Raw genomic sequence first — 23,665 nt, 5'->3', positions numbered from 1 at the left:
GGGCCGGTCCACTGTGGACCGGCCCCGCTTTCGTCTCGGTCCGGGTTCCGGCGTGGTCCGCCGGCACGGCCGTCGATGCCCGGGGTGGCCGGTCGCTCCGGAGCCGCAGTGGCGGAAACCGCGGCGGTCACCGGTCGTAATGCGTGCCAGGAGTGTGCCCGAAGGCGCGGCGGAAGACGTCGATGAACGCACTGGTCGACGACCAGCCGCAGGCGTGCGCCACCGCGGTCACCGGCGCGCCCTCGGCCAGGAGGACCAAAGCGCGGTAGAGCCGCAGCTGCGTGCGCCATTGCGGGAACGTCAGGCCGAGGTCGGCCTTGAACAGCCGGGTCAGGGTGCGGTCGCTCGCCCCGACGCGGGTGCCGAGGGCGGCCAGCGTCCGGTTGTCGGCCGGATCGGCGCTGAGGATCTCGCACAGGGCACGCAGCCGGGGGTCTTCCGGCGTCGGCAGGTGCAAGGGTTGCTGGGGCGAGGCCCGCAGCCGATCGAGCAAGACCGCCCGTAGCCGCCGGCGTTCCGGGGTGTCTTCGTGCGGCGGGTCGGTGTACGCGCGGATCAGTTCGCGCAGGAGCGGGCCGACGGCGAGCACGCTCGGTTCGTCCAGCCGCAACGGGTTCACCCCGGCGGGCAGGCCGACCAGCCGGAGTTCGAGGTCGCCATGCGCTTGGTGGGCGTGCACCGTCCCGGCGGGCACCCAGATGGCCCGCGTGGCGGGCGCGACCCAGGAGCCCTTGTCGGTGGTGATGGCCAGCACGCCGCGAGCGGCGTAGACGACCTGGTGATCGTCGTGCCGGTGCGCGTCGATCATCGTGCCGGAGGCCAGGGAGCGGACCTGCGTCGGCGCCGCGGGCATGTGGCGGATTTCCGTCATCACTTGTCATTTTATCGGAAGCGCGACAGCCGTGGCCGCGACGAGCATGGCGGGATGCCGAAGAACAAAGCGATCGTCCTGCTCTCGGCCGGGCACGCGTGTGTGGACGTGTATCAGGGTTCGGTCGCCGCACTGGTGCCCTTCTTCGCCGCCGAGCGCGCCTACGGATACGCGGCGGTGTCGGGCATCGTGCTCGCCGCGTCGCTGCTGTCGTCGGTGGCGCAGCCGGTGTTCGGCGCGCTCACCGATCGACGGGCGATGCCGTGGCTGCTGCCGTCGGCCACGCTCCTCGGCGGGCTCGGCATCGGTTTCGGTGGGCTGACCGGCTCCTACTCGCTGACGCTCGCTTTCGTCGCGGTGTCGGGAATCGGCGTGGCCGCCTACCATCCCGAGGCGGCGCGGGTGGCGAGAATCGCCGGCGGCGGGCATACGGCGATGGGCTGGTTCTCCCTCGGCGGGAACATCGGGTTCGCCGCCGCCCCGGTGCTCGTCGCCGCGGTCATGTCACTCGGCGGGCTCCGGATGTCGCCGTTGCTCGCCGTGCCCGCGCTGGCGGGTGCCGTGCTCTGCCTGCCCGTGCTGCGCGCGCTCGCCGACAGGGCTCACGCCGGTGATTCGCCGGCGGACGTCGCGGGCGTCGACGATTGGAGGTCGTTCACGAAGCTGTCGATGGCGGTCGTCTTCCGCTCGATCGTGTTCGTCGGGCTGAGCACGTTCGTCTCGCTCTACGCCCAGCAGCGGGTCGGCGGTGGCACGACGACGGGCAGTGCCGCGCTGTTCCTGCTCTACCTCGGCGGCGCCGCGGGCACCTTGCTGGGCAGCAGGCTGGCGGGACACCGAGACCGCGTCACCGTGGTGCGCCGGTCGTATTCGGCGACCATCGGCGCGGTCGCGGGCGTCGTCTTCGTACCGGGCCCGGCGTTCCACCTGTTCGTCTTGCTGGCCGCGGTGGGCCTGTACATCCCGTTCTCCCTGCAGCTCACCCTCGCCCAGGACTACCTTCCCGGCCGCGTCGGCACCGCAAGCGGCGTCACCCTGGGCCTGACGGTCGGCATCGGTGGTCTCGCGAGTCCCGTCATCGGCACCGTCGCGGATCACACCTCTCTCCGCACGGCCCTGCTCCCCCTGATCGCGTTGCCGCTTTTGTGCTGGATCACAACGCGCACCCTGTCGGAGCCGTGCTCCGTCCAAAGCGGAACGGCCACAGAAGCGGAAAGGTCGAAAATACGTCGATAACCGCGGTACGGCTCTGTACGCCATCCATTACCGGCTGGTAGGTTCCGGGCACTCGAAACGTGCTCCACTTCATGATTCAAAGGGGAGTCATGACCCGAAAGCTCACTCGCCTCCTGGCCGTCGCGATCGCTCTCATCGTCACTTTCGCCGCCGCGCCCGCCGCCTCCGCCGCCTCCGCGACCGATCCGTTCTACGGCTACGACGGCAGTGAACCGCTGTCGTCGTACAGTCCCGGAACAGTTTTGAAAACCCGGACGCTCGATTACCACGTCCTCGGCATTTCCACGCCACTGAAGGTGACCCAGCTGCTCTACCGGACCACCGACGCGCGGGGAAAGCCGTCCGCCAACGTCACTTCGGTGCTGCGCAGCCTCACCGGCGACAGCACGAAAGCCGTTTCATACCAATCCTTCTACGACTCGCTCGATCCCGAGCACGGCCCGTCGAGGGCGATCGCGGGTGATGTCTCGTTCGGCGGCCTGATCGCCAACGCCGAGTCACTCTTCATCGCACCCGCGCTGCTGCTGGGCTACAACGTCGTCATTCCCGACACCGAAGGCCAGCAGGCGAACTTCGCCGCCGGGCCGGAATACGGGACGAACACCCTGGATTCGGTTCGCGCCGCGACGCGGGCGCCGGAAACGGGAATGAACGGCAAGACCCGGTTCGGTCTCATCGGCTATTCGGGTGGTGCCATCGCTACCGGCTGGGCCGCCGCTCTCGCGCCGAGCTATGCCCCCGAGGTCGACGAGAATCTCGTCGGTTTCACCGAAGGCGGCATACTCGTCAAACCGTCGCACAACCTCAAGTACGTCAATGGCAGCACCGTCTGGACCGGCGTCATTCCAATGGCACTCGTCGGTGTCTCGCGGTCCTTCGGCATCGACCTCAAGCCGTACGCGAATTCCTACGGCCTTCAAGTGCTCAAGGACATGGAAAAGGCGTCGATCGCCGACGCGCTCGGCCGTTATCCCGGGCTGACGTGGGAAAAACTGGTCAAACCCGAGTACGTCAACCCGAACAAGGTGCTGCCCTACGTCGAGGCCGTGAACAAGATCAACCTCGGCTCGGCGCCGACCCCCACGGCTCCCGGCTACCTCGCGCAGGGCAACAACGGCGTCGTGGAAGGCACTTTCGGCGCTCCGCCGGGGATCGGGACCGGCGACGGGGTGATGGTCGCCGGTGACGTGCGGTCGCTCGCGCGCCAGTACTGCGCCACCGGCAACAAGTCGATCAAGTACGACCAGTACGACACCTTGGGCCACGTCGGGGCGGCCGTCGCCTGGGCGCCGCAGGCCATCGGCTGGCTCAACGACCGGTTCGCGGGCAAGGCCGCGCCGTCCAGCTGCGGGAAGATCGCGCCCGGCACTTCCCTCGCCCCGGAGGTGCCGGTCGGCTGACCGTGCTCGCCGGTCCGTGAAGGCCTCTCTCCCCACTCTCGAGGTAAGGAAGAGGCCTTCACGGCTTAGCGGGCGAGGCGCCGCCGTTCGAAGGCGACGATCAGCTTCGGGTACCGGCGCGGGAGCAGCCGGACGAGCCTGTCGACCAGCTTCGCGTCGTTTCCGACGAGCACACGCGGTTTCCCGGCCTCGACCCCGTCGACGATGATGCGGGCCGCCTGGTCGGCCGGCATCTTCAGCAGCTTTTCGTTGTACAGGCGGACACGTTCCCGCTGTTCGGCGGTGGGCTCGATGCCGCGGGCCCTGGCTTCCTTCAACGCCGCCGAGGCGATGCCGGTCTTGACCCCGCCCGGGTGCACGACCGTCACCCGCACCGGATGCCTGCCCGCGATCATCTCGGTGCGCAGCGCCTCGGTGAACCCGCGGACGCCGAACTTGCTGGCACAGTAGGCGCTCAGCGTCGGCTGGGCCATGAACCCGTTGAGGCTGGAGACGTTGACGACCTGCCCGTCACCGGAGTCGACGAGATGCGGCAGGAAGGCCTTGGTGCCGTTGATGACGCCGAAGAGGTTGACCGCGAGCGTGCGGTCGTACAGTTCCCATTCGGCGTCGAGGACGGTCTGCCCGCCGCCGGCGATCCCCGCGTTGTTGTAGATCTGGTGCACCACACCGAACCGCGCGGCGACGCCGGCCGCGTACTCCTGGACGGCCGCCCGGTCGCCGACGTCCAGCGCGGCGCCCCGCACCTCCGCGCCGAGGGCCTTGACCTGGGCGACGGTCTCGGCCAGCCCGGTCTCGTCCACATCGGACACCGCGAGCCGGGCGCCGCGCCGCGCGAGTTCGAGGGCCAGCTGACGGCCGATGCCCGAACCGGCACCGGTGACGACGGCGACCTTGCCGCGAACACTGTTCATCGGGTTTCTCCTGCCGGGTCGAGGGCCAGTTCGGCGGTGAGCTCGACGAGCCGCTCGACGAGGTCGGGGGCGATGTGGTGGCCCATGCCGGGGATTTCGACGTAGCGGGCACCGCTGATGGCCTTCGCCGTCGCCCGCCCGCCGCTGTGGTGGACCATGCGGTCGGTGTCCCCGTGGACCACGACCGTCGGGCACTCGATGCGGCCGAGTTCGGCGGTGCGGTCGCCACTGGCCTGGATCGCGCCGATCTGGCGGGCGATCCCGCTGCGGGCGCGCCGTCCCCCGGCCCGTTCCCACAGGCCGTGGGCCCAAGCCGTTTCGACGTCCTCGTCCAGCGGGAACGAGGCCGAACCGAGGTGCCCCATCATCGCCAGATGCCCGGTCACCGATTCCTCGGCCGTCCGCGCGGGCCGCCTCGCCATGCGCAGCAACGTCGACCGCGCCGGCTGCCCGACGCGGCGGTGTCCGGTGGTGGAGAAGATCGACGTCAGCGACAGGACCCGGCCGGGGTTCCGGGCCGCGACGGTCTGGGCGATCATGCCGCCCATCGACATGCCGACCAGATGCGCCTGCTCGACGCCCAGGTGGTCCAGCAGGCCGACGGTGTCCGCCGCCATGTCTCCCAGGTCGTACGCGCAGGGAAGGGGCCGGGCCAGCAGTTGCCGGAGCTTGCCGGGATTCGGCGCCTTGATGCGATCCGAGCAGCCCGCGTCGCGGTTGTCGAATCGGACGACGCGGAAGCCGCGGCCGGTGAAACCGTCGATCAGCTCCCGCGGCCACGACGTGAGATCGAGCCCGAGCCCGGCGATCAGCACCAGCGGTACACCGTCGGCCGGGCCGTCTTCGCGGTAACAGATCCTCGGGCCGCCGGGCAGGCCGGCGAAGCTGTCGGTCACGAGCTCACCGCTTCCCGGACGTTGGCGGGCGAGAAGTGCAGCTCGGGATCGGTGACGTCGTCCGCGCGCAGCAGCTTGATGTCCGAGTGGTAGCTCATCGAGGTCAGCCACGGCATGCGGTCGCCTTGGCGCGGGAGCTGGTCGAGCGCGCGCTGGACGTATCCGGCGGCGAAGTCCAGGAACGGTTTCGTCGGCATGTCCGGATCGGCGACGACGGGACGGCAGACGGCATGGCCGTGGGCGTCCATATGCGCCAGCAGACGGCAGAAGTGCTCGCACAGCAGGCCGATCTTGAGCGTCCACGACGAGTTCGTGTAGCCGATCGCGAACGCGGCGTTCGGCACGTCCGAAAGCATCATTCCCTTGTACGCGACGGTTTCCGGCAGATGTACCGGTTTGCCGTCGACGCTGAGCTTCGCCCCGCCGAACACCTGGAGGTTCAGGCCGGTGGCGGTGACGATGATGTCCGCTTCCAGCTCACGCCCGGACGCGAGCAGAATCCCCTTCTCGGTGAACGTCGTGATCTTGTCGGTGACGACGTCGGCCTGCCCCTTGCGGATGGCGGCGAACAGGTCGCCACTGGGCACGGCGCACAGCCGCTGGTCCCACGGGTCGTACGGCGGGTTGAAGTGCTCGTCGACCGGATAGCCCGGGGGAAGCTGCTTCTTGTTGACGTACCGGATGAGACCGCGGGCGGTCTTCGGGAACTTCTGGCAGAACTGCCAGACCGCCAGCCCCTTGCGGATGTTCTTGCGGCGGGTGAGCGCGTACGCCCGCTCGTCGCCGAGGATCTTGCGCAGGCCGTTGGCGATCTTGTCCTCGCGCGGCACCGGCATGACGTAGGTCGGGGTGCGCTGCAGCATCGTCACGTGCGCCGCGGTCCCCGCCATCGCCGGGACCAGGGTGACCGCGGTGGCGCCGCTGCCGATCACCACGACGCGTTTGCCCGCGTGATCGAGGTCCTCCGGCCAGTGCTGCGGGTGCACGATCGTGCCGGCGAACCGGTCCCGGCCCTCGAAACGCGGGGTGAAGCCCTCGTCGTAGCGGTAGTAGCCGCCCGCGTTGAACAACCAGCCCGCGCTGAGCCGGGTGCGCTCACCGGTGTCGGTGCGCTCGATCTCGAGCAGCCAGCGGGCCTCGTCGCTCGACCAGGCCGCCGAGAGCAGCTTGTGGTGGTAGCGGATGCTGGGCTCGAGGCCGTTCTCGGTGACCGTCTCCCGCAGGTACGACAGGATCCGGGGCGCGTCGGCGATGGACTGCTTGTCCCGCCACGGCTTGAACTCGTAGCCGAAGGTGTGCAGGTCGGAGTCCGACCGGATGCCGGGATAGCGGAACAGGTCCCAGGTGCCGCCGGACGTGCCGCGGGCCTCCAGGATGGCGAACGTCTTGCCCGGGTTCCCGGTCTTCAGGTAGCGCGCGGCCCCGATCCCGGAAATCCCGGCACCGATGATGACCACGTCGAGGTGCTCGACGGGTGTGCTCGTCGTCATGCGGTACTCCAGCCTCGTCTCGGTTGTCTCCCACGATGCGGGTCCACCGAGGAGTTGCGCTAGCACTATCTGCACCATCATGATGGACTCATGGTGCAAAGTGCCGCATCACCGTGGCCGACCCTCTCCCCCGGGGCACGCGACCTCTTCCGGCGTGGCGCGGAGATCGTGCTGCATCCGCGTGCCGAGTGGATCGAGGAACTGCACGAGGCGTCACTCGGCGGGGGCAGTATGCGCGCGGTCGCCGAAGACCCCGTCCTCACCGAGGGCACCAAACGCGCCAACCTGGCGAATCTCCTGCACTGGGCCGCCGCCAACGTGCAGCGCCCCGGGATGCGGGTGTCCGCGAACCTGAACCAGGAAGTGCTCGACGGCGCCCGCGACATGGTGCGCCGCGGCTTCGACTCCGGCGGCCTCGACGCCTACCGGCGGGCGCAGGGAGTGGCCTGGCGCCGGTGGATCGAGATCTGCTTCGATCTCACGTCCGACCCGGCGCTGCTGCGCGAACTGCTGGCCGTCTCGTCGCTGTCGATCACCACGTTCATCGAAGACACCGTCGCCGCGGTGTCCGAACGGATGGCCGCCGAACGCACGGAACTGACCCGCGGCGCCCACGCCGAACGGCGGGCCACGGTCACCCTGCTGCTGGAGGGCGCGCCGATCAGCCGCTCGCGGGCCGAAGCCCAGCTCGGTTACCCGCTCGCCGGCCCGCATACGGCCGCGATCGTCTGGAGCGGCTCGGCCACGCCGTCGTCCCGGCAACTCGAAAGCGCCGCCGAAACCCTCATGCGGGCCAGCGGCGCCGCACAGCGGCTGACCGTCGTCGCCAGCGCCGCCGCCCTGTGGGTCTGGCTGCCTGGCCGGACCCCGCCGCGGGCGGACCGGCTCGCCGAAGACCTCGCGCCGCATCCCGACGTCCGGGTGGCGCTGGGGCGGCCCGGCAGCGGGATCGACGGCTTCCGCCGCAGCCATCTGGACGCCGCCGCCACCCAGCGGATGCTCGCCAGGCTCACTTCACCGCAGCAGATCGCGCGGTATCAGGACATCCAGCTGCTCGACCTGCTCACCGGCGACCCGGCGCAGGCGGGCGAATTCATCGCCGACACCCTCGGCGAACTCCGGCAGGCGGACGCCGAAACCCGGGAAACCGTCCGGACCTACGTCCACGAACTGGGGAACACGACGCGGACCGCGGAACGGCTCTACACCCATCGCAACACCGTCGTCCGGCGGCTGGCGCGAGCCGACGAACTGCTGCCCCGTCCGTTGGCGGAGAACGCGGTGAACGTGGCGGTGGCGCTGGAAACGTTGCGGTGGCTGGGAAACGGCGCTTGAGGTGGTGAAGCACCTGAAGGTCGCCGCGCCCGCGCTGTCGTGGTGACCACCGGTGTCGCCGAAGTTCACCGACCCACGTCGCTCACGACCCGCGGGAGGTCCAGGTTCCGGAGCATGGCGCGCTGTTCGGTGGTCGGTTCACCCTCGAACGTGAGGGTGAACGGGGGCGTTTCCTTACGGCAGCGCAGGAAGTTTCCCCAAGCGATCCCCAGGTTCGCCAGCCCGGTCAGGGAGCCGGTCGACACGCGGATGATCTCGAAGACGCCCACGTCGCCGGATTCCGCGGTGCTGATCGTCGCGGACCGCGTCACGTCGGCGTCGTCGCGGAGCCAGTCGTAGAACTCTTTCAGCGCTTGCTCATCGCCGGCGGCGTTGATCGTCAGCTCCACGGGACCTCCCTCGAAACGCGATATCCCTACCAGTCGTGGCTTCGGCCCCAGGCGTAACAGGAATTCCGTCCCGAGATCCGACCGGTGGTTCCCGTTGACCGGACGGTGACGTTCCCAGGTCCGGTGCACGGCCGATCCGAAGGCGGACAACGAGGTCAGCGCTGTTCCCTCTCGTGTTTCGCCTGGTGCTGACGGCAATTCCCGTACCGGCGGGGAAACCGGTGGCCGTCGACCCGGCGCTGACCGGAACGGCGTTCTCACCGAATCCTGTGTGACGACAACCAAAAGCAGTTCAAGGGTGTCTTCACGCGGTTCCTCACCGGGCCGGCCGCCGCGCCGAATTCCCCGGTATACCGCGACCACGCCCGGCGGCAGGCCGACTCACTCCGGAGGTCCACTCACGACGGGCGGGCTCGGCACCCCCAACCGCGGCACCATGAGTGTCCCCGTCTTGCGGCGCCCTCTAGATTGAACGCATGGTTTCCACTGCCGAGAAGGCCACCCGGCTGCAGCAATTGCACGCCGCCCCCGAACTGCTGCTCGTCGTCAACGTCTGGGACGCGATCACCGCGAAGGTCGTCGCCGAAACGCCCGGCACGCAGGCGCTCGCCACCCCCAGCCACGGCATCGCCGCCTCCCGCGGCTACCCCGACGGCGAGAAGATCCCCCGCGACGAGATGATCGCCGAGGTCGCCTTGATCGTCCGGTCGGCGGGTGATCTGCCGGTCACCGCCGACCTGGAAGCGGGGTACGGCGATCCGGGCGGCACCGTCGCCCGCGCGATCGAGGTCGGCGCCGTCGGCTGCAACCTCGAAGACCAGATGAAACCGCTGGACGAGTCCGTCAAGGCCGTCGAGGCCGCGGTCGCCGCCGCCCAGTCCGCCGGGATCGACTTCGTGCTCAACGCCCGCACCGACGCCTTCCTCCGGGCGGGCGACCGCGACCCCGAGGAGGTGCTGGCCGAGGCGATCACCCGGGGCCGCGCGTACCTGGACGCCGGCGCGTCGAACGTCTTCGTGCCCGGCAAGCTCGACGAGACCCAGGTCGCGAAGCTGGTCGAGGCACTGGGCGAGCGCAAGGTGAACCTGATCGGCGTGCCTGGCTCGATCCCGCTGGACACCGCGCGGAAACTCGGCGTCTCCCGGGTGTCTTACGGGCCGTTCGCCCAGAACGTCGCGCTCACCGCGCTGGCGAAGCTCGCCGAGGACGTCTACGCCGGTGGCGGCCTGCCCGCCGACATGCGCAAGCTGAACTGAGCCCGATACTCCCCTGGCAAGGCAAGGCAAGGCAAGGCAAGGCAAGGGTGCCGCGCTGGGCCCGGTGTTCGCCTCCCTGCCGGCGGCTTCGCGTGTCTGGCTGGACGACACGCGTGACCGGAGGGCGCGCACGCGTGATCGGGCGGACGGCTCGCGGCGGGACCCGGCCGCGCACAGGCCGGCCGCCGGATCACGCGTGTGGTCCAGCCGATCACGCGTGTCGTCCCGTCACTCACGAACCGGCGGTGGTCCGCGTGCCGCTGTAGGGTTTCCGCATGGTGCGCGGAGTCGGCCGGACCGAAGGATTCCTGCTGGCCGGCGTGGTCGTCGCGGTGCTCGTGGTGACCGGTGTCCAGGCCAGGTCCCCCGGCACCTGGCTGCTGGAAGTCGTCTGGGTGCTGATCGGGTTGCCGCTGGTGGTGGCCCTGCGCAAACGCTTTCCCTTGACCCGCTTGCTGTGCTGGCTGCTGGTGCTGCACGCGATCGTGCTGTGTTACGGCGGCCAGTACACCTACGCGGAGACCCCGGCCGGGGAATGGGCGCAGAACTGGCTGGGCACCCAGCGGAACAACTACGACCGGTTCGCCCACGTCGTCCAGGGTTTCGTCCCGGCGATCGCCGTACGCGAAGTGCTGCTGCGCCGGACCCCGCTGCGGCCCGGCGCCTGGGTCGCGTTCCTGACCCTCTGCGTCTGCGTGACGATCGCCGCCGGTTTCGAGTTCGTGGAATGGTTCAGCGCGCTCGTCGCCGGTTCGGGCGCGGACGATTTCCTCGGCACCCAGGGGGATGTCTGGGACACCCAATGGGACATGTTCCTCTGCCTGTGCGGCGCGATGCTCTCCCTGCTGCTCTGGCGCCGGGTGCACGATCGGCAGCTTTCGGGTGATCGCGCGGGTGGGGGCGGCTCTCGCGAGGAGGGAGACCCGCGTGACGCCGCGCGTCGGTGAAGGCGGGCAACGAATCACCTGTAATCCAGGTAACCCGGCAACGAGCTGCTGCGACCCGGCCGGGGCACGACGGCTACGGTCCTCGGCATGACTTTGCGAGCCGCGGCGGTGCGGCGGAAACCGGTCGCCGATCTGATCGCCGACAGTGATCACGGCACGCTGAAGCGCTCCCTCGGACTCGGGCAGCTGACCATGCTCAGCATCGGCGCGACGCTGGGCAGCGGGATCTTCGTCGTGCTCGGCGAAGCGGTCCCCGTGGCGGGCCCCGCGGTCGTGCTGTCGTTCGTGCTCGCCGGGATCACCGCGCTGTTCTCGGCGCTCTCCTACGCCGAACTCGCCGGGATGATCCCGGTGTCCGGTTCGTCCTACTCCTACGCCTACGCCACGCTCGGCGAACTGGTCGCCTGGGTGTGTGGCTGGTGCCTGGTGCTCGAGTACGGCGTCTCGGTGGCGTCGGTGGCCGTCGGCTGGGGGCAGTACCTCAACGAGTTGCTGCGGCTGACGTTCGGTTTCGCCATCCCCGACGCCTTCAGCCAGCCACCGGGCTCGGGCGGGATCGTCAACGTCCCGGCCATCGTCGTCGTGCTGCTCGCCATGGTCCTGTTGCTGTCCGGCGCGAAGGAGAGCGCGCGGGCCAACGCGATCATGGTCGTGGTCAAGGTCGGCACGCTGGTGCTGTTCTGCGCGATCGCGTTCTCCGCGGTCCGGGCGGCGAACTTCGCCCCGTTCCTGCCGCTCGGCCTGGCCGGGTTGAGCGCCGGTGCCGCGAAACTGTTCTTCTCCTACATCGGTTTCGACGCGGCCTCCACGGCGGGCGAGGAGGCCAAGAACCCGCAACGGGATCTGCCGAGGGCCATCCTGCTCTCGCTCGCGATCGTCACCGTGTTGTACTGCCTGGTCGCCGTGGCGGCCGTGGGCGCGCTGCCGTGGCAGGAGTTCGACGGCCAGGAGGCCGCGCTCTCCCACGTGCTCGGTGCCGTGTCCGACAACCCGCTGTGGGCCGGGCTGCTGGCCGTCGGCGCCATCGTGGCGATCTCCAGCGTCGTGCTGACCGTCCTCTACGGACAGACGCGCATCCTGTACTCGATGTCCCGCGACGGCCTCGTCCCCGCCGCGCTGTCCAAAGTGGATCCCAGGACCGGCACTCCTCGGATCAACACCCTGGTGGTCTCGGGTTTCGTCGCGACGCTGGCCGCGTTCATCCCGCTCGGGAAGCTGGCCGACGCCACCAGCATCGGCACGCTGTTCGCCTTCGGGCTGGTGAACGTCGCCGTCCTGCTGCTGCGCAAGCGGCAACCGGAGGCGCCGCGCTCGTTCCGCGTGCCGTTCTCCCCCGTCACGCCCGTCCTCGGGGTACTGTGCTGCGGGTACATGATGCTCAGCCTCGACGTCGCGACCTGGATCGTCTTCGCCGGCTGGATGGCGTTGGGCCTGCTGATCTACTTCGGTTACAGCATGCGCCGATCCCGGCTGGCCGCGGATTCGCCCGTTCGCCGCCATAATTCCTAGCCTGTACAGCCGTAGTACGCGCCGGGTCATTGAAGTGACGGTGATCGGTAGGGGACACTTCCGTCCGACCCACGGAAAACCCTACCCGTGAACCGAGGTCCTTATGCGCCGATATGGCATTACCGTGCTGACCGCGTGCCTCGTCCTGTCCCTCACCGCATTCCCCGCCTCAGCCACCGCTCGAGAGACGGAACCCGCCCGGGCCCCCTTCTGTTACGAAGAACCCGTACAACCGAAAGCCGACGTCAGTGACATAAAAGCCGGTTTCCAGTCCACGAAATGGCTTCAGACGATCCAAGCCGTGTACAAGCGGCGCTGGCCCAGCGGTGAAGGTCTCGCGATCGCACAGGCCAAGGACAAGTACTTCAGCCAGTTCGTCACCAAGACCAGCTTCAACGCGCTCGCCGAATCCCTGATGGTGGCGATCCACGAAGAGACCCACATGTGGGACCTGGATCCGTCGAGAACCTCCTGGGACGTCTACGTCTCCGCGTGGATCGACGCTTCGCGCAAGGCGATGAAGGTGCCCATCCACGGCGGCTTCCCGCGCCGCGAAATCCTGCCGCTCATCACGGACGATCTCACGCGTTCGATGGACGACATCTACCTGCGGGACCAGCAGCAGGGGTCGTACCGGATGCAAGGGGTCATCGCGGAACTCAACGCCGGGCTCATGGGCTTGCCCGCCGCGACCGTCGTCGCCGAGTACATCCAGGGCGTGGGCGCGAGCAATGCCCGTGACATCGCGGCCACGAATCTGCGCTACCTCCAACTCTACCTGCGTGTCGCCAAGACGAATCATCCCGATTACTGGGCCAAGATCAAGGCCCAGCCCGCATTGCGCGAATTCGTCCTCATCGAGTTCCTCCGGACGGCCTATTGGCTGGACCAGTCCGCGCCTCACGCCGCGAAGCTCGGCAGTGCGGACGTGGCCAAGATCGTCGCCAAGAACTACGCCCCGGAGAACGTCGCGATCATCGAGGAGTTCACCGGCACCAAGGTGAACACGGGTTCGGCCAGGAACTGCACGCTCTGACGCCGTGGCCTGCCCGGCTGGGGCGGTACCACCGGTCCGTGAAGGACTCCTTGAGGGACCCAGGGTCTCTCAAGGAGTCCTGCACGGGCTTCAGCCGGCAAAGGCGTCCCGCCCTTTCCCTACGGCAGGAACACCGGCTGGTCCAGCGCCCAGAGCCAGGATCCGTCCGGCTGACGGCGGGCGACCTCGATGGTCGTCTCACCGGTGGTCAGCGTGGACGCCGTCAGCGCCAGGTCGCCTGCCGCCAGCGCCGGATGCTGCCTGCCCGGCAGGAGTTCCGGCGCGGCCGCGACGAACTCCTCGTACACCTTGCGGATCTCCGCGTGCCCGGTCGCGACGTTGCCCGGCGGGAACGCCAGCACGGCGTCCGGTTCGTACAACGCCACCAGTCCGTCGACATCACCCGCGTTGCCTCGCTCGATGAAGAATCTGCCCAGATCGTTCGGCTCGGTGGCCACAGTCCTGCTTGTCATGCGGATGAGCCTCGCAGGGAATCACGACATCCTGTGTCGCGTATTCCGCTAGGGTTTTCCCATGCGCGCCGACCGGCTGGTCTCGCTGGTGCTGCTGCTGCGGCACCGCGGCCGGTTGTCCGCGACCACGCTCGCCCGCGAACTGGGGGTCTCCACCCGCACGGTGCTGCGCGACATCGAGGCGTTGTCCGCGGCGGGTGTCCCGGTCTACGCCGAACGTGGCAGGCACGGCGGTTTCGCGTTGCTGCCCGGCTTCCGGACCGAGCTCACCGGGCTGAACCACGACGAGGCGCTCGCGCTGCTGATCGCCGGATCACGGCGCGGCGCGCAGGCGTTCGGCCTCGGCTCGGCGCTCGCCTCCGCCATGCTCAAGGTGATCGACGCGCTGCCGGAAGGCCAGCGGGACACCGCGGCGGGCGCGGCCCGGCGCCTGCTCGTCGACCCGGAGATCGACCTCCTTTCCCGCCGGGAGGCCGCCGAGGAGGTGTCCGACGCGATCGTGGCCGAGGTCCGGCGCGCGGTGTTCGCCGGGCACAAGCTGCGCATCCACTACGCGGCGACGGGGCGGACGGCGCGGTGGCGCACGGTGGACCCGATCGGCCTGGTCACCGTCCGGGACCGGGGTTACCTGCTGGCCACGAGAGCCGGTGAGGACCGCACCTACCGGCTGTCCCGGCTGCGGGCCGCCGAGGAACTTCCCGAACCGGCGCAACGACCGGACCGGGTCGACCTGGACCGGGCCTGGCAGGAGCGCAGCACGCGGTTCCGGACCGGCGGGGACCAGGTCGCCGTGCTGGTGCGGGTGGCCCCGGGGCGGCGGGAAGAGCTGGTGGGCACCGCGCTGGCCGTCCTCACGGAGGAGACCGACGAGGACGGCAGGCTGCGCCTGGAGGTGACCTTCCAGGACACGCGGCACGCGGAATGGGCGTTGTGGCGGCTCTCCACGGACGCCGAAGCCCTGACCCCGCCGTGGTTGCGCACCTCCCTGCGCGACCGCGCCGCCGCGATCACCAGCCGCTACGAGGAGCCGTCCTGACACCGGTCGCGTGCCAGGCGAGGACTCCCCGTCTCAACGGCGGTGTCGCGGAAGTTGCTTCCGCGACACGGAGCGAGGGCCTCGAAACGTACCGGATCCGCCTGAGCACGTACGACTTCCGGAGCGCGGAATCGTTGTCAACACGGCGTTGTCGCGGCCGTAACCTGTCGCGCCGGTGAGACCGACGTCAAGTTGAGCCGTCCGGGTGGGGATGGATAATTCGGCCTATGACGAACGCCGCCTTGGGCAGGGCAGCCACCACCTTCAAGGCGCTGCTGAAGGGTTACCGCGTTCGCGCCGGGCTCACGCAGGAGGAGCTCGCCGAAGGGTCCGGTGTGAGTGTCCGTGCCATCAGCGACATGGAACGCGGCATCGCCAAAAGCCCGCAACGCCGGACGATCGAAGCACTCGCCGCGCCGCTGTCGTTGACCGACGAGGAGCTCACGGGCCTGCAGAAGGTCGCGAGGCAGGGGCGCGCCCAGCCGGTCCCCGTCCCGGTGCCCGCGCCGTCGGGGATCTACGAATCACCGTTGATCGGCCTGCTGCCGACGGACGTCGACGACCTCACCGGACGCGAAGGCGTTCTCGACGCGTTGCGCGCGCTTTCCGCGGATCTGCGCGACGGCGGACGCCGGTCGGGGCGGGTCGCGATCCTGAGTGGACCTCCCGGCACCGGCAAGACCACGCTCGCCGTCCGGGTGGCGCACGACCTCGCCGAGGAGTTCCCCGACGGCAGGCTCTTCCTGAAGCTGCGCGGCATGTCGGCCGAACCGGCGAACCCGGCGGACGTACTGCACCAGATCCTGCGCTCGCTGGGCGTCGACGCCGTCCGCATCCCGGCCGACGCGGAGGATCGGGCCGGCCTGTGCCGCTCCCTCCTGCTGGACCGGGCCACCCTGATCGTCCTGGACGACGCGGCGGACGAGGCCCAGATCCGTCCGCTGCTGGTCGGCGGACCGCGGTGTCTCACCCTGATCACCGGCCGTCAGATGCTGGTGGGCTTGGAAGGCGCGAGCAGGCTCCCCCTCGACGTGTTCGGCGAGGACGACGCGGTGACCTTGCTGTCGACCATCATCGGGGCGGGCCGGGTCAAGCGGGAGCGGCGGGCCGCGCTGGAGCTGGTCGAACTGTGCGGACGGCTGCCGCTGGCCCTGCGCATCGCGGGCAACCGGCTGGCGAGCCGCCCGACCTGGCCGCTGTCGCGGCTGGTGGACCAGCTCCGGGACCGCAGCAGGAGATTGACCACGCTCACCGCCGGCGATCTCGACGTACGCTCCGTGTTCGAACTGTCGTACCGCCAGCTCAGTCCGAACGCCGCCGCGGTGTTCCGGCGGCTGTCGCTCGTCCCCGCGGCGGACTTCTCCGTGGGGGCCGCGATGACGCTCATCGAAGCCTCCGAGGAGGACGACGCCGCCGTCTTCCTGGAGGAACTGGCCGACGCGAGCCTGCTGCAGACGGCACGGGAGAACGGCCGGTACCAGTTCCACGACCTGCTGCGGGTGTTCGCGACCGAACGGCTCGCCCGCGAGGAGAGCGCTGAATTCGTCGAGGCGGCGGAGAACCGGCTGGCCGCTTGGCTGGTGCGCACCGCGACGGCGGCGGGCCGCTACTTCCACCCGACCGACGGGGTCAGCCCGGCCCCGGTCGCGACGCCGTCGTTCGATGATCACTCCGGAGCGGGCAGATGGCTCGAAGTGGAACTGGAGAACTGGCTCGCTTCGGTCAAGAGCGTCGCCGCTCGCGGGGAACACCGCCAGGTCCTCGACCTGGCCGAGGCCATGCACTGGTACTCGGAGATCGGCGGTGACGCCAGTACCTGGTACGACGTGTTCGGGCTCGCCGTGGACGCGGCCATCGCGCTCGGCAGCAAACGGGACGAGGCGGTGCACCGGAACTATCTGTCCTGGGTGCAGGCTTCCCTGGGCGACCAGGCGGAAGAGTCCGCCCGGATGGCCGAGCTGGCCTGGGACGCCGCGGTGGAGGCGGGCGACCGCCGTGAACAGGGCTGGGCACGGGTGTACCTGACCAACGCCCAAGTCCGCGACGCCGGCCGCTCCACGTCGCCCAAGCTGTTCGACGAAGCGACGCGCCTGTTCGAAGAGGCGGGCTATCCGCTCGGGGTCCACATCGCGCGGACGATGCGGGCTTCGTACTGGTACCGGAACGGCCGGTTCGACGACGCCGCCGAGGAGTTCGACGTCTGTGTCCGCTACTTCTCGCAGGAGCACGGCGGCTCGCGTACTCCAGTGGACGACACCAACTACGCGTACATGCTGCTGCGTTCGGCCCAGAACCTGGCCGCACTCGACTCGTTCGATCGGGCGCTCACCCAGTGCGAGACGGCCCTCGGCCTGTTCCGCCTGCACGGCGCGGCCATGGGCCAGGCCCGCGCGCTCCAGCAGACCGGACGGTTCCTGCGCCGCCGGGGCGACCACGCGAACGCGCGTCGCCGCCTGTCCGAGGCCGAGGGACTCTACGAACGCATCGGGCTGACCCAGGCTCAGATCGACACGCTCTGCGACAGGGCGGCGCTGGCGGAGGAGATGGGCGATCCGGCGGCGGCGCGCGCCGACCGGGAACGCGCGATGGGTCTTTGCGATCGGCTCGGCCGGTCCGAAGGCGGCAGGCTCCGGGAGAAGCTGGCCGAACGTCTCAACGCCTCGTAGCCGTCCGGTCAGGCGGAGGCACGGGTCAGTTCTTCCCAGGTGATGTGCCCGAGCAGGACGTCCTGGATGGTGTAGCGGGGCACGGGGGCGAATTCGGCGATGGTCTCGGCTCCGCCGGCCCTCGGCGCTCCGGCGGCCGCGATGTCGTCGCGGGAGACGTAGACGGCCACCATGTCCTCCGCGGACCGGGCGGGGCGATCTTGGCGACCTCGGATTCGTAGCGACACGTCAACTCCTTGGTGTTGAGCGGTTTCTGCGACTCTGGAACCAGTAAACGGCACCCGCGTCCCGGTCACCAGGAACAACCACCGGCAGAACGGCCGGAAGGAAAGTCCCCGGCGGCCGCCGGCTGGAGCAGGAAGCCGGCCGCGCGGCCGACGACGTCCGGCGGCACCGGCCTCGCCGACGGCCCCTGCGCGCGGAGGTGGCCGAGCAGGCCCGGTTCCGGCGCCAGTCCGTGGTGTTCCAGGTAGTAGGTGACGGTGTCGGTCCAGATCCAGGTCCCGTCGGTGAGGAAGTTCGACGGCACGGCCGCCGTCCGGTCCCGGTCGACGACGTCGTCCAGCAAGGACGGCGTGGACAGGACCGGAGTGCCGCCGGCCAGGTACGCGACGAGTGCCCGCAGTTCCTCCGGGTCCTCGACGCGCGGATGGCCGGGCTCGAATCCCGGGCCCGTTTCGGGGTGGACGACGTCGAACACCCTGGCGAGGATGAACTCTTCCGCTGTGGTCACCGGGTACCTCCTGCCGACAGGCCTGGGTTTCGCCGCCCAGCACTTCCAGTCTCGCGATCCAGTCCGTCTCCAGGGCCTCGAACCGGTGTTGCACGGCCCTCAAGACGATGTCCCCCGAGCTCCCACCCGAAATCGCCGTCCACGGCCTCTGCCCCGAATCCGGCCGCCAGCGCATCCAGTACCGCGTCGGCCACGGCGATCCCGCCCTGATCGAGATCAGGTGTTCCGCCGGCATGACGCGGCCTTCGCGGTGGCGAAGACGCAGCACCTACGCGGCGACCTCCTCTTCACGGCGAACCGTCTGGCCGAGGCCGCCGGGAAACCGGCCGAGGCCAGGGCGCACCGGGTGCACGCCCTCGCCGAATGCGCCCGGTACGAGACGCCGCTCGCCAGGAAGATGGGGCACGAACTGGCCGCCGGGCTCGGCGTCGCGATGCCCGAATCGGCTTGAGCCCGCCGGTCACCAGCCCGCGGCGGTGACCCCGCTGCAGGCCAGCACCTCGGTCATGGCGATCGTCGCGTGATGCACCCGGGACTTGACCGTCCCCACCGGCACACCGATACTCGCGGCGGCACGCTGCCGGGTGCGGTCGCGCCGGTAGACCTCGTCGAGTGCTTCGCGCTGGATGGGCGTCAGCTGAGCCAAACTCTGCTCCACGACACACCGCTCGACGACCTCGTCGGCGAAGTCGGTGTCGCCCGGCAGCAGGTCGAAGTCGTCGTCCCCGAACACCACCGGACGGGCCTTGTCGCGGCGGGCCCAGTCGACGATGAGGTTGCGGGCGACCCTGAACAGCCACGGCCGCGGCGGGATACGCTTCTCGATCAGCGTCTCGCTGTTGCGCCACGCGCGGAACAAGCACTCTTGCACGACGTCCTCGGCCCGATGCGGATCGGTGGGCAGCAGGCCGCGGGTGAAGCGGAGCAGATGGTCCCGGTGCTCGGCGTGCAACGCCGCCACGAAAGCGTTTCCCTCGGCCGACGGCGCCCTGTCCGCCAGCGAGGTCACCTGAGTATCGCGGTGGCCTGCCACGCCGACCTCCCTGACTAGTTGGCGTCCTTGGCCTCGATTCCACCGTCCGGAGCAGCCCGCGACCATGCGGAAGGACCGGCAGAACTCACCGGCGGCGGGTTCTTCCGGTCCGTCTGTGCGCGTTGCGTCCCCCCGGCGCGCCCCGTGCCGAGTACAGGAAGGCCCCCTTCCGGTACCCAGGCGCAAGGAAGGAGGCCTTCCTGTACTTGAGCGGTGAGTCGGACGTGGCGCGCTGCGGAAGCGATCGCGCGTTTCTTCTCCGGCCGGGGCGCGCGTAGTTTCTCCTTGTGGGATCGGGGATGAAGCCGGCGCGCCGGGTGGTGATCGTCGCGTTCGACGACGCGCAGATTCTTGACGTGGCCTGTCCCAGCGGGGCGTTGGAGATCGCGAGCTCGCACGGCGCCACACCGCCCTATGCCGTCGAGCTGGCCACGGTCGACGGGCGGATCACCCGGAGTTCGTCGGGGATCATGCTCGCCGGTGCGCGGCGGCTGGCCGAGGTCTCCGGGCGGATCGACACGATGCTCGTGGTCGGCGGAGCGGGAACGAAGACGGCCGCGGCGGACGAGCGCCTGCTGACGCAGGTGCGCCGACTGGCCGAAGGAAGCAGGCGGGTCGCCTCGGTGTGCACGGGCACGTTCGTGCTGGCGGCCGCCGGACTGCTCGACGACCGGCGGGTCACCACGCATTGGGGCTACGGCGAGTTGCTCGCCGCGACTTTCCCCGCGGTGACGGTGGATCCCGCCCCGCTCTACCTTCGCGACGGCAACGTCTTCACCTCGGCCGGGGTGATCAGCGCGCTGGATCTCACGCTCGCGCTGATCGAGGACGACCACGGTCCGACACTGGCCCGCGAGGTCGCCCGTGAGCTGGTGACGTATCTGCACCGCCCGGCCGATCAAGCGCAGATCAGCACGTTCCTGGCCGCCCCGCCGCCGGGCAACCGGGTCGTGCGGGATCTGCTGGCGTACATAGCCGCGCACCTCGCCGAAGACCTCAGCCCGTCGGCGCTGGCCGCGCGAGCCGGTGTCACCACCCGGCACCTCAACCGTCTGTTCGGCACGCATCTGGGCAGGACCCCGGCCCGCGCGGTGCGAGCGGCCCGGACCGAAGCCGCCGTCCACCTGGTGCGGTCCACCGCGTTGCCGATGTCCGCGGTCGCGCGGCGGTGCGGGTTCGCCTCGGTGGAAACCCTGCGAACGGCGTTCCGCCATCACTACGGGCTCACCGGGGACACACTTCGCAGGATGACGGACATGCCGCGACCCATCGGGACCTGACCACCCCAGAATTCGCGGCATGAACAGTGCGAAGACCACGCGCAGAACCGTACTGACCGGCGTCGCGGCGGCCGCGGCGTTCGGCCTCGCCCCCGGTACGGCTCAAGCGGAGACCCGAGGACCGCGGATCGGCATCCTGCTCTACGACGGCTTCAGCCTGCTCGATCCGACCGGCCCGGCCGAGGTGCTGTCCCGGCTTCCCGGCGCGACGGTGACGATGATCGCCGAGCACCGCGGCCCGGTGCGCACGGACACCCGCGACGTCGCGGTGCTGGCGGAACGTTCGGTGGCCGAGGTGAACCGGCTGGACGTGCTGCTGGTTCCCGGCGCCGGCAACCGCGGCACGATCGCCGCCATGGAGAACCGCGTGCTGCTCGACTGGATCCGCCGCATCCACCGGCACACGACCTGGACCACGTCGGTGTGCACCGGATCATTGATCCTCGGCGCGGCCGGGCTGCTCCGCGAACGGGCCACCACGTACTGGGCGTCGGCGGATTATCTGGAAAAGACCTTCGGCGTGCGCTACGTACCCGAGCGGTACGTTCAGGTCGGCAAGATCGTCACCGCCGCAGGCGTTTCCGCCGGCATCGACCTCGCACTCCACCTCGCGTCCCTGCTGGCGAACGAGGAAACCGCCCGCGGTATCCAGCTCGCCGTCGAATACGACCCGCGACCGCCCTTCGACTCCGGCGACGCCGCGACGGCGAGCCCGGAACTCAAGGCGCTCGCACTGAAACTGCTCGCCGATTCGCAGGAGTAGCCCGCAGAGGTGGCTTCACCGCATAGGATCACCACGGTGTGGAACGGGAGTCTCATTTCCCGGCCGAGAGCGGTGGAAGGCAAGGCAGGTCAGACCTCATGTACACGATCATCGAGGCCGTTCCCCGGGTATTGCTGCTCGTGGTGGGAGTCCTCGGCCTGACCTTTTCGATCAAGGGACGCGCCAAGGGAGTCTCCGGCCTGATGGTGGCCGCTTTCGCCATCATGCTCGTCGCCACGGTGGCGAGCATCATCTGGCAGTTCGTGGTGGCGAACCTGTCGTCCTGGGTCGTGTCCGACGAGCTCACCGCGGACGAAATCCGCTTGATCTTCATGGGTGTCGGCATCCCACTCGACGTCGCGGCGCTGCTCTCCTGGCTTCTGGTCGCGATCGCGGTCCTCAAAACCGGCCGGACGCCCCGGCAACCGGCCGTCGCGCCGTACCCAGGGCCGGGCAATCACCCGATGGCCGCACAGCCGGGTTTCCCGAGCCCGCAGCCCGAACACGGCCAGCCCGGCCACCCACAGCCCAACCCGCAGTCGAATCCGCCGACGCAGCAGCCGCCGATTTAGCCACCGGCAAGATGGCCGGCAGCCGTTCGGCCGGCCGCGGTCCGGCTCGCAGAACGCGGCGATCCCGACCCCGAGCGCGGCGTCCAGCCCCTGATCACCACGGGAGTCCCGGCTTTTCGCCGGCGCGGACGAGGTCGCGGTCAAAGTGCGGGGCCCGCGACATAGCGACGGCGCAGGGCCGCGTTCCCTCGGTCGGTCACATCGGTGCTGTCGACGTACTGGTCGATCGCACCGACCGGCGGCAGCGCCCTGACGGCTGGGTCGCTGATGGTCGAGACACGCGCGTCGGTGAACCGGGAAGCGTCGAGGACCCGGAACGGCCGGTCGTGGAAGTACCGGACCGACACCTCCAGCGGCGCGGTGAGACCGAGATCGTTGTGCAGCCCCGCGGTGATCTCGTAGGCCGGAGAAAGATGCCGTTCCCTCTCCTGCCAGCTTCGCGCGGCCAGCGCGCCGGAGAGAGAAGGAGTCAGTTCCCGGGCGCAGGGCAGCGCCGCGAACGCGGTGCCCAGCCACTTGCTGTACGGCGGATACACCCGATTCAGCAACAGGCACAGCCTCATCACGTCACGCACCTGGCGCGCGGTGACCACGGCCGAGCCCAGGTCGTCGCCGACTTCGCCGCAGCGGCCGACGAACGGCTCCTCCTGGGACAAGCGCATCCATTGGCAAGCCAAGACGTAGCGCCACACATCGTCGGGAAACCAGGCGAGGTGCTCCCGGTAAGGCTTCAGCAGGCCGACCCCGTCGTGGAAGACCGCGCCACCGGTCAGTTCACGCAGGACTTGCGCCGGCACCGTCAGCCAGGCCGAAACCGGCAGGCCGCCGTCCGGCTCGGCGCCGAGCTGTTCGGTGAAGAAGCCTCGCAGATCCGTGACGTCCACCCAATGCCGGGCCGGCGCACCCGTCGGGAAGGCGAAGCGGACCGGGTAACCGCGGAACTCGACCGGCAGTTCGCGGTCGAGCAGGCGTCCAGATCGTCGCCGAGGGCACGAAAGTGTTCGCTGTCCAGGAAAAGCCGCATCCGCGGGCCCCAGGCGTGATCGATGGAGCGCACCGTGTCGAAACCCTGCACCTCCGAACCCCAGCCGATCAACGCCGCCGAGTACGGCACGTCGTCGAGCGCGTTCTCCAAGATCGGAGCGACGACCTCGATGTAGAACAGTCGGGACAGCTCGAGTCCTGGCAGGAAGGATCGCGTCACGTCCGCCACCGTGGCAGCAAAGACGGATGACGGCCAGTCAATATTCTCAGGCGCGGGCGGCCCAGCAGGGCGCCTCGATCCAGTGGTGTTCGTCTTGACACGACCGGCACCCACCGTTATGCATGATTCGCGGACCGGGAACCTGTTGGGTGCCGCGGCGCTGGCGGTCCCCGGCCTCACCTTCGCCGGTCTATCGAGGGGTTAAGGCGAACATGACATGCAGGGATCAGCGGCACAGCGGGCCAGCAAGTGAGTCCCGACGCTCCTTACCCTCCACAAAGGACGTTTCCTGCTGTCGATGCCGCTCTGAGGTATATGCACCGCATCAACGGTTTGCTGGTCCGTGAAGGCCTCCTTGAGGGACCCTGGGTCCCTCAAGGAGGCCTTCACGGACTTGCCACCCACATGACACCTTTGCCGTATCCCTCAAGAGGTCACGTCGTCGTCCTGACACTTCGCGTCCCGGACGACTGAACCCACCCTGGCGATCAGCCGTGCCCGGATCTCCCCGGATCGCGCGACCTCGGCGACGGTGAGAGCCATCGCCAGGCCGGCGTCGCGGACGAACCGGTCGCCCTCGGAGCCGCCCGTCATACGATGTCGACGCCTCTTCGGTCGGAGGGCGA

General features: G+C 69.5%; 24 protein-coding genes. 13 read left to right on the top strand and 11 right to left on the bottom strand.

Going from position 1 to position 23,665, the window contains the following annotated elements; all coding sequences use genetic code 11:
* Window positions 1-127 precede the first annotated feature (127 nt).
* Window positions 128-871: a helix-turn-helix transcriptional regulator gene (locus P3102_RS10380; protein ID WP_276368532.1), complete on the bottom strand. Its 744-nt coding sequence runs from the start codon at window positions 869-871 to the stop codon at window positions 128-130.
* A gap of 54 nt (window positions 872-925) precedes the next feature.
* On the opposite strand from P3102_RS10380, the gene P3102_RS10375 reads away from it, so the two are divergent.
* Window positions 926-2,107 carry an MFS transporter gene (locus tag P3102_RS10375; RefSeq protein ID WP_276368530.1) on the top strand — a complete coding sequence of 394 codons (1,182 nt, stop codon included), beginning with the start codon at window positions 926-928 and terminating at the stop codon, window positions 2,105-2,107.
* A gap of 89 nt (window positions 2,108-2,196) precedes the next feature.
* The gene (locus P3102_RS10370) at window positions 2,197-3,507 is read left to right on the top strand and encodes a lipase family protein (RefSeq protein ID WP_276368528.1); all 1,311 of its coding nucleotides are present in this window, start codon (window positions 2,197-2,199) and stop codon (window positions 3,505-3,507) included.
* 65 nt (window positions 3,508-3,572) lie between these two features.
* On the opposite strand, the gene P3102_RS10365 is transcribed toward P3102_RS10370, so the two are convergent.
* Genes P3102_RS10365 through P3102_RS10355 form a run of 3 tightly spaced genes read right to left on the bottom strand, consistent with a single transcriptional unit; the run spans window position 3,573 to window position 6,807 of the window.
* A complete protein-coding gene (locus tag P3102_RS10365) occupies window positions 3,573-4,421 on the bottom strand; it encodes an SDR family oxidoreductase (RefSeq protein WP_276368527.1) in 849 nt (282 codons plus the stop codon).
* Window positions 4,418-5,317 (bottom strand): alpha/beta fold hydrolase, encoded by a 900-nt coding sequence (locus P3102_RS10360; RefSeq protein ID WP_276368525.1) that lies wholly within the window; start codon window positions 5,315-5,317, stop codon window positions 4,418-4,420. The genes P3102_RS10365 and P3102_RS10360 overlap by 4 nt, the downstream gene beginning before the upstream one ends.
* Complete coding sequence (locus tag P3102_RS10355) at window positions 5,314-6,807, bottom strand: NAD(P)/FAD-dependent oxidoreductase (protein WP_276368523.1); 1,494 nt, start codon at window positions 6,805-6,807, stop codon at window positions 5,314-5,316. Before P3102_RS10355 ends, P3102_RS10360 begins: the two co-directional genes overlap by 4 nt.
* 90 nt (window positions 6,808-6,897) lie before the next feature.
* Here P3102_RS10355 and P3102_RS10350 point away from each other — a divergent pair, with 90 nt between their 5' ends.
* Window positions 6,898-8,142, top strand: a complete 1,245-nt coding sequence (locus tag P3102_RS10350) for a PucR family transcriptional regulator (protein ID WP_276368522.1) — start codon at window positions 6,898-6,900, stop codon at window positions 8,140-8,142.
* Window positions 8,143-8,207: 65 nt separating this feature from the next.
* Here the strand turns inward: P3102_RS10350 and P3102_RS10345 are convergent, their stop codons facing one another.
* The gene (locus P3102_RS10345; protein WP_276368520.1) at window positions 8,208-8,531 is read right to left on the bottom strand and encodes a hypothetical protein; all 324 of its coding nucleotides are present in this window, start codon (window positions 8,529-8,531) and stop codon (window positions 8,208-8,210) included.
* Between the two features lie 476 nt (window positions 8,532-9,007).
* Here P3102_RS10345 and P3102_RS10340 point away from each other — a divergent pair, with 476 nt between their 5' ends.
* From P3102_RS10340 to P3102_RS10325, 4 genes are all read left to right on the top strand, one after another.
* Entirely contained in the window at window positions 9,008-9,787 is a 780-nt protein-coding gene (locus tag P3102_RS10340; RefSeq protein ID WP_276368518.1) for an isocitrate lyase/phosphoenolpyruvate mutase family protein, read from the top strand.
* Window positions 9,788-10,062: 275 nt separating this feature from the next.
* The gene (locus P3102_RS10335) at window positions 10,063-10,734 is read left to right on the top strand and encodes a DUF2238 domain-containing protein (protein WP_276368516.1); all 672 of its coding nucleotides are present in this window, start codon (window positions 10,063-10,065) and stop codon (window positions 10,732-10,734) included.
* Between the two features lie 87 nt (window positions 10,735-10,821).
* Window positions 10,822-12,243: an amino acid permease gene (locus P3102_RS10330; RefSeq protein ID WP_276368515.1), complete on the top strand. Its 1,422-nt coding sequence runs from the start codon at window positions 10,822-10,824 to the stop codon at window positions 12,241-12,243.
* A gap of 301 nt (window positions 12,244-12,544) precedes the next feature.
* A complete protein-coding gene (locus P3102_RS10325; protein WP_276368513.1) occupies window positions 12,545-13,279 on the top strand; it encodes a hypothetical protein in 735 nt (244 codons plus the stop codon).
* A gap of 119 nt (window positions 13,280-13,398) precedes the next feature.
* On the opposite strand, the gene P3102_RS10320 is transcribed toward P3102_RS10325, so the two are convergent.
* Window positions 13,399-13,737: a nuclear transport factor 2 family protein gene (locus tag P3102_RS10320; protein ID WP_276371088.1), complete on the bottom strand. Its 339-nt coding sequence runs from the start codon at window positions 13,735-13,737 to the stop codon at window positions 13,399-13,401.
* 76 nt (window positions 13,738-13,813) lie between these two features.
* Here P3102_RS10320 and P3102_RS10315 point away from each other — a divergent pair, with 76 nt between their 5' ends.
* Window positions 13,814-14,788 (top strand): WYL domain-containing protein, encoded by a 975-nt coding sequence (locus P3102_RS10315; protein ID WP_276368511.1) that lies wholly within the window; start codon window positions 13,814-13,816, stop codon window positions 14,786-14,788.
* Between the two features lie 227 nt (window positions 14,789-15,015).
* Window positions 15,016-17,454: an NB-ARC domain-containing protein gene (locus tag P3102_RS10310; protein WP_276368509.1), complete on the top strand. Its 2,439-nt coding sequence runs from the start codon at window positions 15,016-15,018 to the stop codon at window positions 17,452-17,454.
* An 8-nt stretch (window positions 17,455-17,462) separates the two neighbouring features.
* On the opposite strand, the gene P3102_RS10305 is transcribed toward P3102_RS10310, so the two are convergent.
* Complete coding sequence (locus P3102_RS10305) at window positions 17,463-17,681, bottom strand: hypothetical protein (protein ID WP_276368507.1); 219 nt, start codon at window positions 17,679-17,681, stop codon at window positions 17,463-17,465.
* A gap of 65 nt (window positions 17,682-17,746) precedes the next feature.
* Window positions 17,747-18,187, bottom strand: coding sequence for a hypothetical protein (locus P3102_RS10300; RefSeq protein ID WP_276368506.1), 441 nt, complete (start codon window positions 18,185-18,187; stop codon window positions 17,747-17,749).
* A 220-nt stretch (window positions 18,188-18,407) separates the two neighbouring features.
* Between P3102_RS10300 and P3102_RS10295 the strand changes: the two genes are divergently transcribed.
* Window positions 18,408-18,638, top strand: coding sequence for a hypothetical protein (locus P3102_RS10295; protein ID WP_276368504.1), 231 nt, complete (start codon window positions 18,408-18,410; stop codon window positions 18,636-18,638).
* Between the two features lie 9 nt (window positions 18,639-18,647).
* Here P3102_RS10295 and P3102_RS10290 read toward each other — a convergent pair whose 3' ends face one another.
* Window positions 18,648-19,220, bottom strand: a complete 573-nt coding sequence (locus P3102_RS10290; protein ID WP_276368502.1) for a sigma-70 family RNA polymerase sigma factor — start codon at window positions 19,218-19,220, stop codon at window positions 18,648-18,650.
* Between the two features lie 299 nt (window positions 19,221-19,519).
* Between P3102_RS10290 and P3102_RS10285 the strand changes: the two genes are divergently transcribed.
* The 3 genes from P3102_RS10285 to P3102_RS10275 all read left to right on the top strand — a co-directional run bounded on the left by P3102_RS10285 (window position 19,520) and on the right by P3102_RS10275 (window position 21,835).
* Window positions 19,520-20,500: a DJ-1/PfpI family protein gene (locus P3102_RS10285; RefSeq protein ID WP_276368501.1), complete on the top strand. Its 981-nt coding sequence runs from the start codon at window positions 19,520-19,522 to the stop codon at window positions 20,498-20,500.
* 19 nt (window positions 20,501-20,519) lie between these two features.
* Window positions 20,520-21,263, top strand: a complete 744-nt coding sequence (locus tag P3102_RS10280; RefSeq protein ID WP_276368499.1) for a DJ-1/PfpI family protein — start codon at window positions 20,520-20,522, stop codon at window positions 21,261-21,263.
* Between the two features lie 98 nt (window positions 21,264-21,361).
* A complete protein-coding gene (locus P3102_RS10275) occupies window positions 21,362-21,835 on the top strand; it encodes a hypothetical protein (RefSeq protein ID WP_276368498.1) in 474 nt (157 codons plus the stop codon).
* Window positions 21,836-21,975: 140 nt separating this feature from the next.
* On the opposite strand, the gene P3102_RS10270 is transcribed toward P3102_RS10275, so the two are convergent.
* Entirely contained in the window at window positions 21,976-22,719 is a 744-nt protein-coding gene (locus P3102_RS10270) for a DUF4037 domain-containing protein (RefSeq protein WP_276368496.1), read from the bottom strand.
* Between the two features lie 746 nt (window positions 22,720-23,465).
* A complete protein-coding gene (locus tag P3102_RS10265) occupies window positions 23,466-23,633 on the bottom strand; it encodes a hypothetical protein (protein ID WP_276368494.1) in 168 nt (55 codons plus the stop codon).
* Window positions 23,634-23,665: the final 32 nt, after the last annotated feature.

It is taken from the genome of Amycolatopsis sp. QT-25, from assembly GCF_029369745.1.
Classification (GTDB): domain Bacteria; phylum Actinomycetota; class Actinomycetes; order Mycobacteriales; family Pseudonocardiaceae; genus Amycolatopsis.
This window is presented reverse-complemented; position numbering and strand designations above follow the sequence as displayed.